Below are 14,692 nucleotides of genomic sequence, written 5' to 3'. Positions count from 1 at the left end.
AGACGTATGCCCTGTGAACAGTGTGATCGGTGACACTTTCCCCGACAAGACCACCGCACGACCGCTTGCCGGCCCCGCCGCAGGCGATCATCCGCCGCTGATCGCTCCGGACGGCCACCATCGGCCAGTTTCGTGGGGACGCCGGAAAGGGAACCGGTACGGGGCGTCCACATCCGCACGCCCCGAGGAGGACCTACCGCGCCGTTCAGCTCTGACCAGGCACTTCTAGGGCAGGATGAGGCGATCATCACCCGGGGGACCCTTGTGTCACGGGAACGTCCTGGTGTGAGGTGACGTTGCTCAGATAAGTCGTCGATCGAGAGGAGTTGAGAGTCCGCAGTGCCGGACCCTAGTCATAGACCCGGTGCCCCGTGCTGACCGCGGCATTCGGCGTCCTCGCCGTCGTCCTTCTCACGGCGGCGACCGGATACTTCGTAGCCCAGGAATTCGCCTATGTCGCCGCCGATCGCGCGCGGCTGACCCAGGCCGCCGACCAGGGCGACACCGGTGCGCACCGGGCGCTCAAGGTGATCGGCCGGCTGTCGTTCATGCTGTCCGGAGCCCAGCTCGGCATCACGATGACCACGCTCGTCGTCGGCTTCATCGCCAAGCCCGCGCTGGCCGAGCTGATCGAGCCCCTTCTGGACGTCGCGGGCGTCCCCGCCGGCGCGACGGGCGCGATCGCGCTCGCCACCGGCTTCGTGCTCGCGACCTTGATCCAGATGGTCCTCGGCGAGCTGTTCCCCAAGAACCTGGCGCTGGCCCGGGCCGAATGGCTCGCCCGCGTCCTCGCCCCGTCCACCCTGCTCTACCTGACGGTCGCCGGCCCGCTGATCCGGCTGTTCGACCGCACGGCCGAACGGCTGCTGCGCGCGGTCGGCGTCGAGCCGGTCGAGGAGCTCCAGGGCGGCGCCACCCTGGAGGACCTGGGCGAGATCATCGGCCGGTCGCACAACGCCGGGCACCTGCCCGCCGACCTGTCGGGCCTGCTCGAACGCGCCTTGTCGTTCGGCGACCTGACCGCCGACGAGGTGATGGTGCCGCGGCCCCAGGTCAGCACCCTCCACGCCGACGCCACCGTGGCCGAGTTGGTGGCGTTGATCCGCGAGACCGGCCACACCACGTACCCGGTGTACGGCCAGGAGGTCGACGACGTCATCGGCTTCGCCGGGGTCCGCGAGGTCGCCGACGACACCCTCGACCAGGACGCCCCGATCCGCCGGTTCGCGCGGCCCGCGCTGCTGGTGCCCGGCAGCCAGCCGCTGTACGGGGTGATCGAGCAGATGCGCGACTCCGGCGAGGAGTTCGCGTGCGTGGTCGACGAGTACGGCGGCCTGGCGGGGATCCTCACGTTCGAGGACATCGCCGAGGAGCTCGTCGGCGAGATCACCGACGAGGTCGACGCCCGCGACGCCGTGCCCTGCACCGAGGCCGACGGCTCCTGGCTGCTGGACGCGAGCCTGCGCATCGACGAGGTCGGCCGCATGACCCGCCTGCCGCTGCCCGAGAGCGACGCCTACGACACCCTCGCGGGACTCGTCATGGCCGAACTCCGACGCCTTCCCGCACGGGGCGACCGGCTCATCGTCGGCTTCGACCCGGAGTCCGGCGATACGGGCCAGGTAGAGCTGGAAGTGGTGAGCCTCGCGCGCCGCGTGGCGAGCCAGGTAAGGCTGCGCACACTGCCGGCCGGCGAGTCACCGGAGCTGCCGGCCTGCGATCCCCCCGCCGCGAGCCCAGTGCCCGAGCAGGCCCCCGCCATGACGTCCGACCAGACGCCAAAGCAGGCCGCGCAGGCGCTCAAGCACCTCGCTGAGCAGACATCGGAGCATGCCGGTCAGCAGGCGTCCGGGCAGGCGCCAGAGCACGCGGTTGAGCATGCCGCTGAGCGGGTCGCTGAACATGCCGCTGAGCGGCCGCCAAGGCAGGCGCCGCCGGACCAAGGGGCTGAGCGGGCGGGCGAGGAGTCGCCGGAGCAGGCGGCCGCCGTCGTATCCGCCGCCGCGGGCCAGGAGGTCTCATGGACCCGATGACCTCGTTCCTGGTGACAGTGCTGCTGCTCGTCGGCAACGGCTTCTTCGTCGCCGCCGAGTTCGCCCTGGTGGCGGCCAACCGTCCGCAACTCGAACGGGCCGCCGCTCGCGGCAGCAGGACCGCGGGGGCCGCGGTCGCCGGTGTCAAGGAACTGTCGCTCATGCTGGCGGGCGCCCAGTTCGGCATCACCATGTGCTCGCTCGGCCTCGCCATCGTCACCGAACCGGCGTTCGAGCACCTCCTCGAACCGCCCCTGCACGCCATCGGCATGCCGGAGGCGGGCACCAAGGCCGTCGCGCTGGCCACCGCGCTCGCGGTGATCACGTTCCTGCACATGGTCGTCGGCGAGATGGCGCCCAAGTCCTGGGCCATCGCGCATCCCGAACGCGCGGCGTTGATCCTCGCCCTGCCGTTCCGGGCGTTCGCGAAGGTCTCCCGGCCGGTGCTGTCCGCGCTCAACACCACGACCAACGGCCTGCTCCACCTGATCCGGGTCACGCCCCGGGACGAGCTGGACAGCCACGCCGACGCCCAGGGGCTCAACCACCTCCTCGGCGAGTCCCGCCGGCTGGGCCTGATCGGACGGCACGACCACGAGCTGCTCCGCCGGGCCATCTCGGCGCGCGAGGTCACGGTCGACCATCTGATCATCCCGGCGGGCTCGGTGACGACGATCGACGCCGACGCCACCGCGGCCCAGGTCCGCCGCACGGCCACCGCGCGCGGGCACAGCCGCCTGGTGGTCCGCGACGGCACCGGCGTCGTGGGCATCGTGCACGTACGCGCCGCCATCACCAGTGACCGCCCCGCGCGGGAGCTCGCCACCCCGGCACCGGCCCTGACCGCGGGCACCACGGTGCTGGACGCGGTCAGCCGCCTCCGCCGGGCCCGCGCGCAACTCGGGGTGGTCACCGACGTGAACGGCGACCTCGCCGGCATCGTCACCCTCGACGATCTGCTCGCCGAGCTCCTCGCCACCAACCCGCACTGATCGCGCATCGGTGTCCCGCCCTCGCGCGGGACACCGATGATCGACGACCTGTGAGACGTTATTCCTGGGCAGGAATGGAGACGACGGCCACGAGCCGACAAAGAACGGGGATGGCCGCGGTGCAGCATCCGGGAGACACCAACGAGACGGGCGACGAGCCGGCGACCGACGAGCCCCGCCCGAGACTGACCGCCCGGTCAGGCCGAGCGGACACCGCTGACCTGGTCCTCCCGCCCGACCCCACAAAGCCGCTCCCCACCCTGGAAGAGCCGGCCTCGGCCCGAACAATGGCCCTCCCCACCCTGGACGACCCAAGCGCAAGCGAACTCGACACATCTGAGCCCGCTCCCGCCACGTCAAACGACGACGAGCCCAGCACGAACGTCCCCGATGCCAGCGAGTCGAGCGCAGCAGTCTTGCCACAGCAAGACACGAGCGACCCAGCCCCGGCCGAGCCGGACGCGAGTGGTTCTATCTCGGACGAGGCAGACGCAGGCGGACCTGCCCTCGGCGAGCCCAGCATGGACGAGCTCAGCGAAGCCTTGCCCGAGGCAGGGGTGAGTGAGTCAAGTCCTGATCAGCCCAGCGAAGTCGATGGGGTTGGTGCGGATGAGCTTGCGCCTGGCTCTGACGGGAGTGACGTCGGAGAGGGCGACGCGGTCGCGGAGGGGCCGGAGCGGCTGAGGGAGCTGGTCGATGGGGCGTACGGGCCCCTGATCGGGATTTATGAGGAGCTGGAGGGCCGGCTTCGGGAGAGGTCGGTGCGCGGGGGCAGGCCGGTCGGGTGGGCGGCCCACCTTGAGGCGATGCGTTCGTTCCGGGAGGGGCGGGTCAGCGGGGATTGGGACGAGCTTGCCCGGTTCCTGGTGGAAGGCCTGGTGGGCCCGCAGATGCGGCTGGTCGAGGTCGATGACGACGAAGCTGCGGTGGTGGCGGCGGCCGAGGCCGTTGCTGACGGGCCGGTGCTGCTTCTCGCGCCGACCGCCGAGTTGGTCGAACGGGTCGTGCGGGCCGTCGGGAATGAGCGGTTCGTTGTGACGGTCGAGGCGGCCGAGCCCGTTCAGGCGGACGTCGGAACGGTCGTCGACCTCGAGTCGCCGACCAGGCCCGAGGCCGAGCCCGCGCCGGTGGGCATCGTCCAGGGCGCCGTGGTCAAGCCGGGCGGCGAGGCCTGGCGCAAGACGTGGCGGGCCGAGGCCAAGCAGCTCCAGCGCGAACTCCTCTGGCTCGAACAGTGGCCGCGCGACACCGAGGTCCTCGACAAGGTCAAGGCGGAGCGCGAGCGGCTGGACGAGCAGGCGCGGGCCGATCTCGAACGGCTGGAGCAGCAGCTCACGGACCTGCGTACGGAGGCCGCTCTCGCGGAGCACGCCATCGCCGAGATCCACGAGGAACGGGAGCGGCTCGCGGCCGAGGAGGAACGCCTCGCCGGGGAGACGGCCGAGCCGCGCGCCGAGGCCGGACGGCTTCAAGCATTGGCCGATGGGGCGGCGGCGGAGGCCGGAGAGCACACCCGCACCGCCGACGAGGCTTACGCACGCTGTGTCGCGCTCGACCAGGAGGCCGCCCGTTGCCAGGCAGAGCTTCAGGAGGCGCGCCAGGCGGAGGCGTCGCTCGTCCAGGAGCTCGCCAAGGCACGGGAGGATCTGCCCCGCGCGACAGAGGAGGCGGAACGCCTCAATGGCGCCGCCACAGACGCGGAGGCGGAGTGGCACACCCGCTACTACCGTCTCAAGTCCGCGGAGTCCGCCCTCGCCGCGCAGCGCCGCAAGCTGACCCTCGGCCAGCGCCTTCACGTCTCGGCCCCGCCGGCCAGAGTCGAGGAGCTGCGCATCGAGATCAAGGCCCAGACCCGTGAGGCCGAGGACGCGTCCATGCGCGCCCGGCAGGCGCACGAGGCGGCGGAACGGGCCGTGGTGCAGCACGCGGGGCTGGTCAGGTTCATCTCGGAGGGCGGCTCAGGGCTCGCGGCGGCTCAGGCCGCGCAGGAGCGGCTGACCGCCGATCTCACGCGGCTCGCCGCGGAACGAGAGACCGCCACCGCCGCGCACCGCGAACAGGCGCAGCAAGCGGCGGAGGCCGTCGACGTCGCCACACAGGCCGGCATGGCGGCACGCCAGGCCCAGCAGGTGGCCCGGGAGGCCGAGGAGAAACTGGCCGTCGCGTACCGCGCGCACCGGGACGCCGTGGCGGCAGCCGAACACGCTGAGCAGCGGGCCGAGACCGCGGCACACCAGGCCGCCGCGGCCGCGACAGAGCTTGAACGCCGCCGCGCCGAAACCGAGAGCGAGCTGGCCGCCCTCAGCACGGAGATCGACACCGCCGCCGAGGCCGAGGCCCGTTCCCGCGAGAACGTGCGGCAGATCTGCGGCTCAGAGTCGACCGAGGCTCACCAGACCAAGGCGATGGCGCGAATCGAGGAGCTCTCCGGCTTCCTCGAAGCCACCGAGTTCCCACTCCGCCTCCTCGACAAGGCGGAGCTGGTCTGCGGCACCCCCGAAACGATCGGCGCCTCCCCGGTGGTCACCACGGCCTACGACACCCTGGTGGTCGTCGGGGCCGGTCGCCTGAACGACGCGGACCTCCTCATCGGCGCCGTCCACGCACGCAACTGGATCCTGATGGGCGTCTCAGACCAGGCACCGCCCAAGTACGCGGAGTACGCCGACGTCGAAGCCAACGAGCGCCTGACGCAGAGCCCATTCGAACGAGCCATCACCTGAAGCGCCGCGGCCCCCTCTCGTCGCTGTCGGGGCCGCGGAGCTGCGGGGCCGCGGGCGGCGGGTGGCGGGTGGCGAGACGGGTGGCGGGCTTTAGTCGTCGTTCAGCAGAAGGTTGAGGATCCAGCCGACGACGCCCACCACGATCGCGCCCCAGAACGCGGGCCAGAAGCCGGCGACGTGGAAGGGGAGTTCGAGGCGTTCGGCCAGGTTGCTCGCGAGCAGCAGCAGGAGGGCGTTCACCACGAGCCCGATCAGGCCCAGCGTGAGCACGTAGAACGCGCAGCCCAGGGTCTTGACGACCGGCTTGATGATGACGTTGATCAGACCGAAGATCACCGCGACGCCGACCAGGGTGGCCGCGCGCCGCAGATCGGTGTCGCCGGCGACCGAGATGCCGTCGATCAGGACGGTGGCCACCCAGAGCGCCGCCGCGGTGATCGCTGTCTTGACGAGTATCCGCACACAACGATCATGCGTCGGGGCCGGCTGCCGTCCCATCGCACTGTGTGGCGATATCTCCCCGGCCGGTCTCATCTCCAGGGACCAGCGGGCGTCGTAGAGATCAGTCCGTGCGGTCGAAGAACGAGGAGTTGGCGGTGACCTGCGAACGGCTGGCGCGGGCGACGGGAGCGGGAGTCCCGGAGGTGGGGGTGGGGGGCAAGGCGGGGGCGGCCGGGGCGGCTGGCGCGACCGGCGCGTCCGCGTGCGGCTCGCGGCGGGCGGCGGCGCCTCGGCGTTGGCCCGAGGCGTCCGAGCGTTGCGCACGAGTCGCGCCGCCGGCCTGGCGGATGCGGGCGAGCTCACGCTGGAGTTCGCGCTTCTCCATCTCCAGGGTGGTCAGCGACTCCTCGTGCTCCTCGCGCAGGTAGCGGAGGTCGCGGCGGGTGCGGATCATCCTGCCCATCCCGACGAACGTGAACGTCAGCCCGAGGACGAAGACGACGGCCACCACCACGCCCGCGAAGAACACCTGCCAAACGTTCGTCACACCCGGCACCGTTTCGCCGAAGACGACCAGTTCGGCGGGGCCGGAGTTCTCCAATGCGATGCCGACACCGAAAACGGCGGCGGCGACGGCCAGGACCAGTCCAAGGAACACCATGGGCAGTCTCCTCTGCGGTACTCCGGAGGCGGGGGTCGGAGCGTCACCACCATGCCAGACCCATGGACCGTTCCGCCTTATTTGGCAAATATCTGCAGGTAGGCAGGGGTTCATCCGGAAGTGGGGTGGAGGTTCCGCCCGGTTTCGCCGGGGTAGTGATCGTGGCCAGGGGCACCCCGCCGTCCACCAGGAGGAACCATGTCCGTACAGGCCGTCGTGTTCGACCTGGATGGCGTCCTGATCGACACCGAACCGGTCTGGGAGGAGGTCCGCCGCGCCTTCGTCGCCGACCACGGCGGCCGCTGGCTGCCCGACACCCAGGACCGCCTCATGGGCATGAGCACTGAGGAGTGGGCGGACTACCTCGCCACCGACCTCATCGGGGGCCTCACCGCCGACGAGGTCGCGTACGGGGTGATCGACCGGATGAGCCGGCGATACGCCGAGGAACTGCCGTTGATGCCGGGCGCGGTCGAGACCATCCGCCGGACGGCTGAGCGGTACCCGCTGGGCCTGAACAGCTCGTCCCCGCGTGCCCTGATCGACCTCGTCCTCGGACGGCTCGGTGTGGACGGCCTGTTTCGCGCGACCGTCTCGACCGAGGAGGTCGACCGAGGCAAGCCGGCGCCCGACGGCTATCTGGCCGCCGCCGCGCGCCTGGACGTCCTGGCGGCGGAATGCGTGGCGATCGAGGACTCCAGCAACGGCCTGCGCTCGGCGTACGCGGCGGGCATGCGGGTGATCGCCGTTCCCCACCCGCGCTACCCGCCCGCCGACGACGCGCTGGCCCTGGCCTCGTACGTGGCCCCGGATCTCGACGCCGTGACCGCCGATCTCATCGCCAAGGTCGGCGCCGCGGAACGCCCTCAGCCGAGCGCGTGACCACCGTCGATGGTCAGCGCCGTGCCGGTGACGTAGTTGTTGGCCATCAAGAACAGCGCTGCCGAGGCCGCCTCTTCCGGCGTACCGAAGCGTCCTAGCGGCAGCGTTGCGCCTGCCTTCCGTACGGCCTCGTCGCCTTCCGCGCCCGCACCCTGACCGATCGCGCCGCGCGACAGCGGAGTGTCGAAGATCCCGTACCGCACCGTGTTGACGCGGAGGCGGCGCGGTGCGAACTCCACGGCCAGCGCGCGAGTGAGCCCCTCGACCGCGCCGATGCTCGCGATGCCGGCCGCCGCGCCGGGCACCGGACGCGTGAGGTAGGCGCCGGAGCTCAAGGTCAGCGAGCCCCCGGGGGGAAGGTGCTCGGCCGCCACCCGGGCCGCGGCGTACGCGCCCCAGAGCCTGGCGTTCACCGCGTCCTCCACGGCCGACCGCGGCGTCTCGCCCAGCGGCCCGCCGCCATAAGAGCCCGCCGTCACGAGAACGTGGTCCACCGAGCCGACCTGATCAAAGATCGACCCAAGCCGCCCCTCATCCCCGCCATCCGCAGCCACGCCGATAACGCGCTCAAGAGCAGCCACGCCGACACCCCCCTGATCAGCGCCCGCGCCGACACCACGTCCACGAGCGGCCGTGTTGTCAGCGGGTTCATAGGCTGGCACGCCGATAGTGCGTTCGTTGGAGAGCTGCGCTGCCGTTGATGAACTCTCGCCTGCGTTGCTGAAGGCAAGTGTCTCGGTGGCGGCGCGAACCTTCTCGGTGGCGGCGGCAAGGCGGTCGGGGTTGCGGCCTACGAGAACGACTCGGGCGCCGATGGCGTGGAGCAGTTGCCCGGCGGCGAGGCCGATGCCGGAGCTGCCGCCGATGATGACGACCGTCCCGCCGGCGAGCGCCTGCGGGAGGGGAAGACGGGTCGGAACGGGGGACGTGCTGCTCATCGTTGTGCCCTTCAGTGAATAAACCATCTGGTTGTTTTAGATCCTGGGCCCGTTCACGCCAAAAGTCAACTGGCTGGTTTAATTGGTGGCATGACGTACGACGCGGAGGCCACCAGGCGGCGGATCTTCGAGGCCGCCACGGCCGAGTTCGCCGAGCACGGCCTGGCGGGCGCGCGGGTCGAGCGCATCGCCGCGTCCGCCAAGGCCAACAAGCAGGCGATCTACCTCTACTACGGCGGCAAGGACAAGCTCTTCGGCACCGTCGTCCGCGCGAAGCTCGAAGAGATCTGCCACGCGGTCCGGCTCGACCAGGCCTCGCTGCCCGAGAGCGTCGGCCTGCTCTTCGACTGGTACCAGGAGCACCCGGAGCTGATCCGGCTCCTCCTGTGGGAGGCGCTCGAGACCGGCGGCGGACCGGTGGCCGGCGAGGACGAACGTCGCGAGGCCTACCGGGAGAACGTGCGGGAGATCCGCGACGGCGGCTTCGGTGCGGGGCTCGACGAGCCTCGCCGCACCCAGGAGGCCCAGGACTGGATGTTCACCATCCTCGGCCTCGTGGCCTGGAACTTCACGGTCCCGCAGTTGCGCCGCCTCGTCCTCGACGAGCCCGACGACGCGGTCGCGATCGCCCGCCGCCGCGCCGCCGTGATCGAAGCCGTCCGCCGCCTCACCCGCACCCCGTAACCCCGGCCCGCGCCAGATGGAGAGTCACTAGGATGAACCGGTGGCTTCCCCCGAGAGCGGACCCGACGTGAACGAGGCGTACGCACTGCCCGAGGAGCCGCCGCCGGACCCCTGGTTCGAAGAGGATCTTCCTCCGGACGACTACGACTACCAGGTGCCGGAGCAGGCGGGCGGGCAGGCCTCGGGCGAGCTTCCGCCGCTGGCCGCGCAGGCGCCCGGCTCGCCGCTCGAGGCGTTGCAGCGGATCTTCGGGTACGACGCGTTCCGCGATGGCCAGCAGGAGATCATCGATCACGTCGTCGACGGCAACGACGCGCTCGTCCTGATGCCCACCGGCGGCGGAAAGTCGCTGTGCTACCAGATTCCCGCGCTCGTGCGTAAGGGCGTCGGGGTCGTCATCTCGCCGCTCATCGCCCTCATGCAGGACCAGGTGGACGCGTTGCAGGCGCTCGGCGTCCGCGCCGGGTTCCTCAACTCCACCCAGGATCTCGACGAGCGGCGGGTGGTGGAGGCGCAGTTCGCTTCGGGCGATCTCGACCTGCTCTATCTGGCCCCCGAACGGCTGCGCGTCGAGTCGACCGTTCGCCTGCTCGAACGCGGCACGATCGCGCTCTTCGCGATCGACGAGGCGCACTGCGTCTCGCAGTGGGGCCACGACTTCCGTCCCGACTATCTGATGCTGTCCGAGCTGCACAAGCGCTGGCCGGACATTCCGCGCATCGCGCTGACGGCGACGGCGACGCAGGAGACGCGCACCGACATCGCGCGGCGGCTCGATCTGGAGGACGCGCGGCATTTCGTCGCGAGCTTCGATCGCCCCAACATCCAGTACCGCATCGAGCCGAAGACCGACCCCAAGCGCCAGCTCCTGCACCTGATCCGCAACGAGCACGACGGGGAAGCGGGCATCGTCTACTGCCTGTCGCGCAACTCGGTCGAGAAGACCGCGGAATGGCTCGTGCAGAACGGCGTCGAGGCCGTCCCCTATCACGCCGGCCTCGAAGCGCGGGTGCGTGCCACGAACCAGTCGCGGTTCCTGCGTGAGGACGGTCTGGTGGTCGTGGCCACCATCGCGTTCGGCATGGGCATCGACAAACCGGACGTACGCTTCGTGGCGCATCTCGACCTGCCGAAGTCGGTCGAGGGCTACTACCAGGAGACCGGTCGTGCCGGACGTGACGGGCTTCCGTCTACGGCCTGGCTCGCGTACGGGCTGCAGGATGTCGTCAACCTGCGCAAACTCATCGACGGGTCGGAGGGCGATGACGCCCACCGGCGCCGGCTGAGCACGCACCTCGACGCCATGCTCGCGCTTTGCGAGACCGTCGAATGCCGCCGCGTCCAGCTGCTCAACTACTTCGGCCAGTCCGGCGAGGCCTGCGGCAACTGCGACACCTGCCTGTCGCCGCCCGAGGCATGGGACGGAACGGTCGCCGCACAGAAGGTGCTCTCGGCGGTCGTACGGTTGGACCGGGAGCGGCGCCAGAAGTTCGGTGCCGGACACATCATCGACATTCTGGTCGGCAAGAAGACCCCCAAGGTGATCCAGTTCGACCATGACGCGCTGAGCGTCTTCGGGGTGGGCGCCGACCTGCGCGACACCGAGTGGCGGGGTGTCATCAGGCAGTTGCTGGCGCAAGGTTTGCTGGCCGTCGAGCCGAACTACGGGGCGCTCGTCCTCACCGATGACAGCAACTCGGTCCTGCGCAAGGAACGCCAGGTCAGGCTGCGTCGCGAGCCCGAACGCGCCGCGGCGACGGCCAAGACCGCGAAGGCGGCCAAGTCCCGCAAGGCACCGGTGGACCTCCCTGCCGAAGCCAAGCCGATCTTCGAACGGCTCCGGGCCTGGCGCGCCGCCACCGCCAAGGAGCAGGGCGTCCCCGCGTATGTGATCTTCCACGACGCGACGCTGCGTGAGATCGCGACCCTCGGCCCGTCCTCCCTGTCCGAGCTCGGCAAGGTCAGCGGCGTGGGCGAGAACAAACTGGCCAAATACGGCGAACAAGTCCTGGAGACCCTCGCCGCCGACTCCTAACCGCCACCGGCATCCGTCTGGCGGCGGGGCGTCTCGGGTTGCGTCTCTGGACGTCGGTAAAAGGCGTGAAGCTGGCGATCAATCGAGGGTCACGGCGGTGCCGGGATCGAGGACGTGGACGGCGATGTCCGGCGCGACGGCCTTGGTTCGCCGTTCGAACTCGCGTTCAGGCCCCAGGAAGAGCTGGGGCCGGACGCGGTTGAGCCCGACGGGCCAGAACGTTCCGTAGTGAATGGGGATCACGACCCCGGGCGTGGTCCGCCGCACCGCCTCGGCGGCGCGTTCGGGATCCAGGTGCCCAGGGCCCAGCGACGGCCCCCAGCCACCGATCGGCAGGAGCGCCAGGTCGAGACGTCCAAGGTCCGCCATGCCTTCGAACAGGTCCGTGTCTCCCGCGAACCACGCGACATGGCGCGGTCCCGTGACCACATACCCGAGCGCAGGGGCGCGATGTGACGACCACGGGTGCCGACGGCCGCTGTGCTTGGCCGGCACCGCCCGTACACCCGCACCCGCCGCCTCGATCTCCTTCCCCGCCACCATCTCCACGCACCGATCAGCGAGATCGTCGTGGTGCGCCGCCGCCAGCATCGCCCGGGTGCCCTGCGGCACCACCAGCATGGTGCTCTCCGGCAGGAGACGCAGAGACGGTATGTGCAGGTGATCGGCGTGAAGGTGAGAGATCAGAACAGCGTCGGCGTTCCGCGCGTCCGCTGCGGGAGTGGGCCCACGCCGCCGGTGCAGGTGGCCGACCCGGTTGGTGAGCAAGGGATCGGTGAGCAGCCGCACGCCGCCGTCCTCCAAGGTCACCGTGCTGTGCCCCCACCAGGTGACCCGGAACGAGCCGTCGCCGCTCATGCTCCTCCAGACTTCTCTGGCAGGTCGGTGCGGTGGCCGAGATGTTCCAGCCAGCGGACGAGCTGACGATGCACCGCCTCGGCTCCGACGAGGGGCTCCGGAGTGAGCGGCCAGTCCGCGGGATGGACGATCATCGCCTCCGTCTGCCAGCCGCCGAGACCGCCATGGCAGCCGACGAGCTCCTCGAACGCCGCGACCTCCGAGGTGACGGGATCGATCATGCTGTTCACATAGATGTCGGGCGCCTGCTCAAGGCAGGCGACCCGCAGCAGGTCGTCGGCGGCATTGGCGGCGAGCGCGGCGAGGGGATCGTCACCGTCGATACGGCCGTCCTGGAGGTGATGGATGCCCTGCCGGCCGATCGCGATCGGCCCCCACTCCTCGGAGGTGACGACGGCGAACGCGATGCCTGGATGGTTCGCCAGTGCTCCGACGAGGTCGGGCCAGTGTTGTTCGATCTCCTCGTAGGTGAGCCTGCCGGGATGGCGCGGGAAGTAGACGAGCCCCAGGTTTCCTGAAGCCGCGACCAGAAGCTCTGGCCGTTCCTCCGTTGGGACGGGAGCGTCATTACGTCGTCGCTTACGTTCGGCAGGCCCGTCCACGCCACTGGCAGTGGAACGAGCTTCAACGGCGCGTTCACTGGGCGCGCCTCCGTCGAGCTCAAGTTCGCCCGCCTCCGCCTCTGCATCGCCGCCCGAGTGAAGGCCGACCGCCTGCGCCTCGCCGTCCGAGCGGTCGTCTTGGCGGCCTGCCGCCTCGCCGTCTGAGCGGCCTGTCGCCTCGCCGTCTGAGCCGCGGCCTTCCGCCGGACGGCCTTCCGCTTGGCGGCCCTCGCGTTCGGAGGGGCCGAGGCCGGTCGCCGCGCGCTCGCGAAGAACGCGCCGGGCGAGGCCGGCGCTGACACTCTCCTGCTGGGTGAGCTGGCTGAGGAACGTGTTGACCGGCCCCCATTCTTCGAGGGGGCTGGTCACGGCCGCCACCTGCGCGGTTCCGCCCATGAGCTCACGGACGAGATCTTCCAGGCGCAGCCCGTACCGCTGGGAGAATGTGGCCCCCTGGCTCTGCCCATGATCGGACAACACCACGAACTCGTAGGGCCGGGGCGCCTGCGCGGCAACACGTTCGAGCTGCCCGACGACCTCGTCCAGCCCTTCCAGCGCGCGCAACGACTCCGGCCGGACGGGTCCCGCGTGGTGGGCGATCTCGTCGTAGTCCACGAAGTCGACGTAGATCGACTTGGCGCCGCGCATGAGCTGCTCGATGACCAGCGCCACGTTCAGGTCGCGGAGCATCACGTTCGTCACGCCGCGCAGCAGCACGTACGACCCGAGCCGCCGAATCCGCGGCTCCACCCCCCGGACGCGCTGCCGCCGAGCCTGGTACAGCTCTTTGATCATCTCGCCCACGGTGAGGATCAGTGCCCGGCTGAAGCCGAAGGGATGCGTGAAGAACGAGGCGTACGAGGACGACGGCCCGATCCCGCCGCTGCTCCTCGCGCCGCTCATCGACAGCAGCCGGACGGCGGCGTCGCCCGAGAACAGGTTGGCGATGCTCACCCCGTCGTCGGCGAGAAGCCCTCGGCCGTCGGACATCCGGGACTCGATCTCGGCGGCGTCGGCGGGACGGTTGGCGACGAGCATCCGCCCGGAGTCCTTCTCGTACCACCGGAACGCCGGGATGCCCTCGGTGGAGCCGTGCAACAGCCCCGCCTGCGAGACCGGCGTCGTCGACGGCACGCGCGCCGTCCAGCCTCGAACGGTGTGCCGCCCCGACCGGACCCACCGCGACAGCGTGGGAAGGTTGCCCGCGTTCAAGGCCCACTCCAGGACGGGGCGCGGCACCCCGTCGAGCTGGACGAACACCACTCCGGGCACAAGGTCGTCGCCGGCACGTCCGCCACCGCCGCGCGTCGCCTGCCGGACGCAATGGCCGATGAACGCGTCGTCGGTGTCGACCGCGAGGAGCCAGCCCAGAACGGTGGCGACCAGGGCGTACAGCCACGAGGCGACGAACGCGTCCAGGAATCTGTCGACGGTGATGCCCGGCGCGATCGCCAGTCCGATATAGGTGACGATCGCCTGCGCCAGCAATCCGATCACGAAGACGCCGAACCACGACAGCGCGATCGCCAGGGCCGTCAGCAACGGCCGCAGCACGGCATCGACCACGGCCACCACCAGCACCGCGACCGCCACACTGCCGAGGCCGTGCGCCTCGATCCCCCCGTGGACCGCGATGATCAGGCTGAGCGCCAGGATGCCGAGCAGCCAGGCCCACAGCAGGTTGAGGGCCTGCCGCCACCGCGGCCGCCAGCCACGCAGAAGCCAGCGGACGAGCCGATGCCTCCTGCCCTGCGCGGACGCCGGGACCATAAATTCGATCAGAACAGATCGGCCGAACGAAGTAAACCCATCGGGCACATGAGCGGCCTCCACCGCGGACCTG

Annotated in this window: 11 protein-coding genes; 6 read left to right on the top strand and 5 right to left on the bottom strand. The window is 70.5% G+C overall.

Annotated elements, in window-relative coordinates; genetic code table 11:
- Positions 1 to 371: 371 nt before the first annotated feature.
- The 3 genes from ACGFNU_RS02435 to ACGFNU_RS02425 all read left to right on the top strand — a co-directional run bounded on the left by ACGFNU_RS02435 (position 372) and on the right by ACGFNU_RS02425 (position 5,748).
- Positions 372 to 2,033 (top strand): CNNM domain-containing protein, encoded by a 1,662-nt coding sequence (locus ACGFNU_RS02435; protein WP_392589445.1) that lies wholly within the window; start codon positions 372 to 374, stop codon positions 2,031 to 2,033.
- Positions 2,021 to 3,025: a hemolysin family protein gene (locus ACGFNU_RS02430; protein ID WP_392589444.1), complete on the top strand. Its 1,005-nt coding sequence runs from the start codon at positions 2,021 to 2,023 to the stop codon at positions 3,023 to 3,025. Before ACGFNU_RS02435 ends, ACGFNU_RS02430 begins: the two co-directional genes overlap by 13 nt.
- Before the next feature lie 806 nt (positions 3,026 to 3,831).
- Positions 3,832 to 5,748 (top strand): hypothetical protein, encoded by a 1,917-nt coding sequence (locus ACGFNU_RS02425; protein ID WP_392589442.1) that lies wholly within the window; start codon positions 3,832 to 3,834, stop codon positions 5,746 to 5,748.
- 90 nt (positions 5,749 to 5,838) lie between these two features.
- Here the strand turns inward: ACGFNU_RS02425 and ACGFNU_RS02420 are convergent, their stop codons facing one another.
- Positions 5,839 to 6,210 (bottom strand): phage holin family protein, encoded by a 372-nt coding sequence (locus ACGFNU_RS02420; RefSeq protein ID WP_392589441.1) that lies wholly within the window; start codon positions 6,208 to 6,210, stop codon positions 5,839 to 5,841.
- A gap of 100 nt (positions 6,211 to 6,310) precedes the next feature.
- Positions 6,311 to 6,850, bottom strand: a complete 540-nt coding sequence (locus ACGFNU_RS02415; RefSeq protein ID WP_392589440.1) for a hypothetical protein — start codon at positions 6,848 to 6,850, stop codon at positions 6,311 to 6,313.
- 198 nt (positions 6,851 to 7,048) lie between these two features.
- Between ACGFNU_RS02415 and ACGFNU_RS02410 the strand changes: the two genes are divergently transcribed.
- Positions 7,049 to 7,732, top strand: a complete 684-nt coding sequence (locus ACGFNU_RS02410) for an HAD family hydrolase (protein ID WP_392589439.1) — start codon at positions 7,049 to 7,051, stop codon at positions 7,730 to 7,732.
- Here the strand turns inward: ACGFNU_RS02410 and ACGFNU_RS02405 are convergent.
- A complete protein-coding gene (locus ACGFNU_RS02405) occupies positions 7,717 to 8,670 on the bottom strand; it encodes an SDR family oxidoreductase (protein ID WP_392589438.1) in 954 nt (317 codons plus the stop codon). The two genes, ACGFNU_RS02410 and ACGFNU_RS02405, sit on opposite strands and share 16 nt — an antisense overlap.
- 90 nt (positions 8,671 to 8,760) lie before the next feature.
- On the opposite strand from ACGFNU_RS02405, the gene ACGFNU_RS02400 reads away from it, so the two are divergent.
- Positions 8,761 to 9,354, top strand: coding sequence for a TetR/AcrR family transcriptional regulator (locus ACGFNU_RS02400; protein WP_392589437.1), 594 nt, complete (start codon positions 8,761 to 8,763; stop codon positions 9,352 to 9,354).
- A gap of 40 nt (positions 9,355 to 9,394) precedes the next feature.
- Positions 9,395 to 11,389, top strand: a complete 1,995-nt coding sequence (recQ, locus tag ACGFNU_RS02395; RefSeq protein ID WP_392589436.1) for a DNA helicase RecQ — start codon at positions 9,395 to 9,397, stop codon at positions 11,387 to 11,389.
- 78 nt (positions 11,390 to 11,467) lie between these two features.
- Here the strand turns inward: recQ and ACGFNU_RS02390 are convergent, their stop codons facing one another.
- The gene (locus ACGFNU_RS02390) at positions 11,468 to 12,247 is read right to left on the bottom strand and encodes an MBL fold metallo-hydrolase (protein WP_392589435.1); all 780 of its coding nucleotides are present in this window, start codon (positions 12,245 to 12,247) and stop codon (positions 11,468 to 11,470) included.
- Positions 12,244 to 14,619: an alkaline phosphatase family protein gene (locus ACGFNU_RS02385; protein ID WP_392589434.1), complete on the bottom strand. Its 2,376-nt coding sequence runs from the start codon at positions 14,617 to 14,619 to the stop codon at positions 12,244 to 12,246. The genes ACGFNU_RS02390 and ACGFNU_RS02385 overlap by 4 nt, the downstream gene beginning before the upstream one ends.
- Positions 14,620 to 14,692 lie beyond the last annotated feature (73 nt).

Source organism: Spirillospora sp. NPDC048911, from assembly GCF_043198015.1.
Lineage (GTDB): Bacteria > Actinomycetota > Actinomycetes > Streptosporangiales > Streptosporangiaceae > Spirillospora.
This window is presented reverse-complemented; position numbering and strand designations above follow the sequence as displayed.

Bases quoted from the DNA above. Each gene is read 5' to 3' on its own strand.
- ACGFNU_RS02430 (WP_392589444.1), top strand. From the start codon at position 2,021: ATGGACCCGATGACCTCGTTCCTGGTGACAGTGCTGCTGCTCGTCGGC.
- ACGFNU_RS02425 (WP_392589442.1), top strand. From the start codon at position 3,832: ATGCGTTCGTTCCGGGAGGGGCGGGTCAGCGGGGATTGGGACGAGCTT.
- ACGFNU_RS02415 (WP_392589440.1), bottom strand. From the start codon at position 6,850: ATGGTGTTCCTTGGACTGGTCCTGGCCGTCGCCGCCGCCGTTTTCGGT.
- ACGFNU_RS02410 (WP_392589439.1), top strand. From the start codon at position 7,049: ATGTCCGTACAGGCCGTCGTGTTCGACCTGGATGGCGTCCTGATCGAC.
- ACGFNU_RS02405 (WP_392589438.1), bottom strand. From the start codon at position 8,670: ATGAGCAGCACGTCCCCCGTTCCGACCCGTCTTCCCCTCCCGCAGGCG.
- ACGFNU_RS02400 (WP_392589437.1), top strand. From the start codon at position 8,761: ATGACGTACGACGCGGAGGCCACCAGGCGGCGGATCTTCGAGGCCGCC.
- ACGFNU_RS02390 (WP_392589435.1), bottom strand. From the start codon at position 12,247: ATGAGCGGCGACGGCTCGTTCCGGGTCACCTGGTGGGGGCACAGCACG.
- ACGFNU_RS02385 (WP_392589434.1), bottom strand. From the start codon at position 14,619: ATGGTCCCGGCGTCCGCGCAGGGCAGGAGGCATCGGCTCGTCCGCTGG.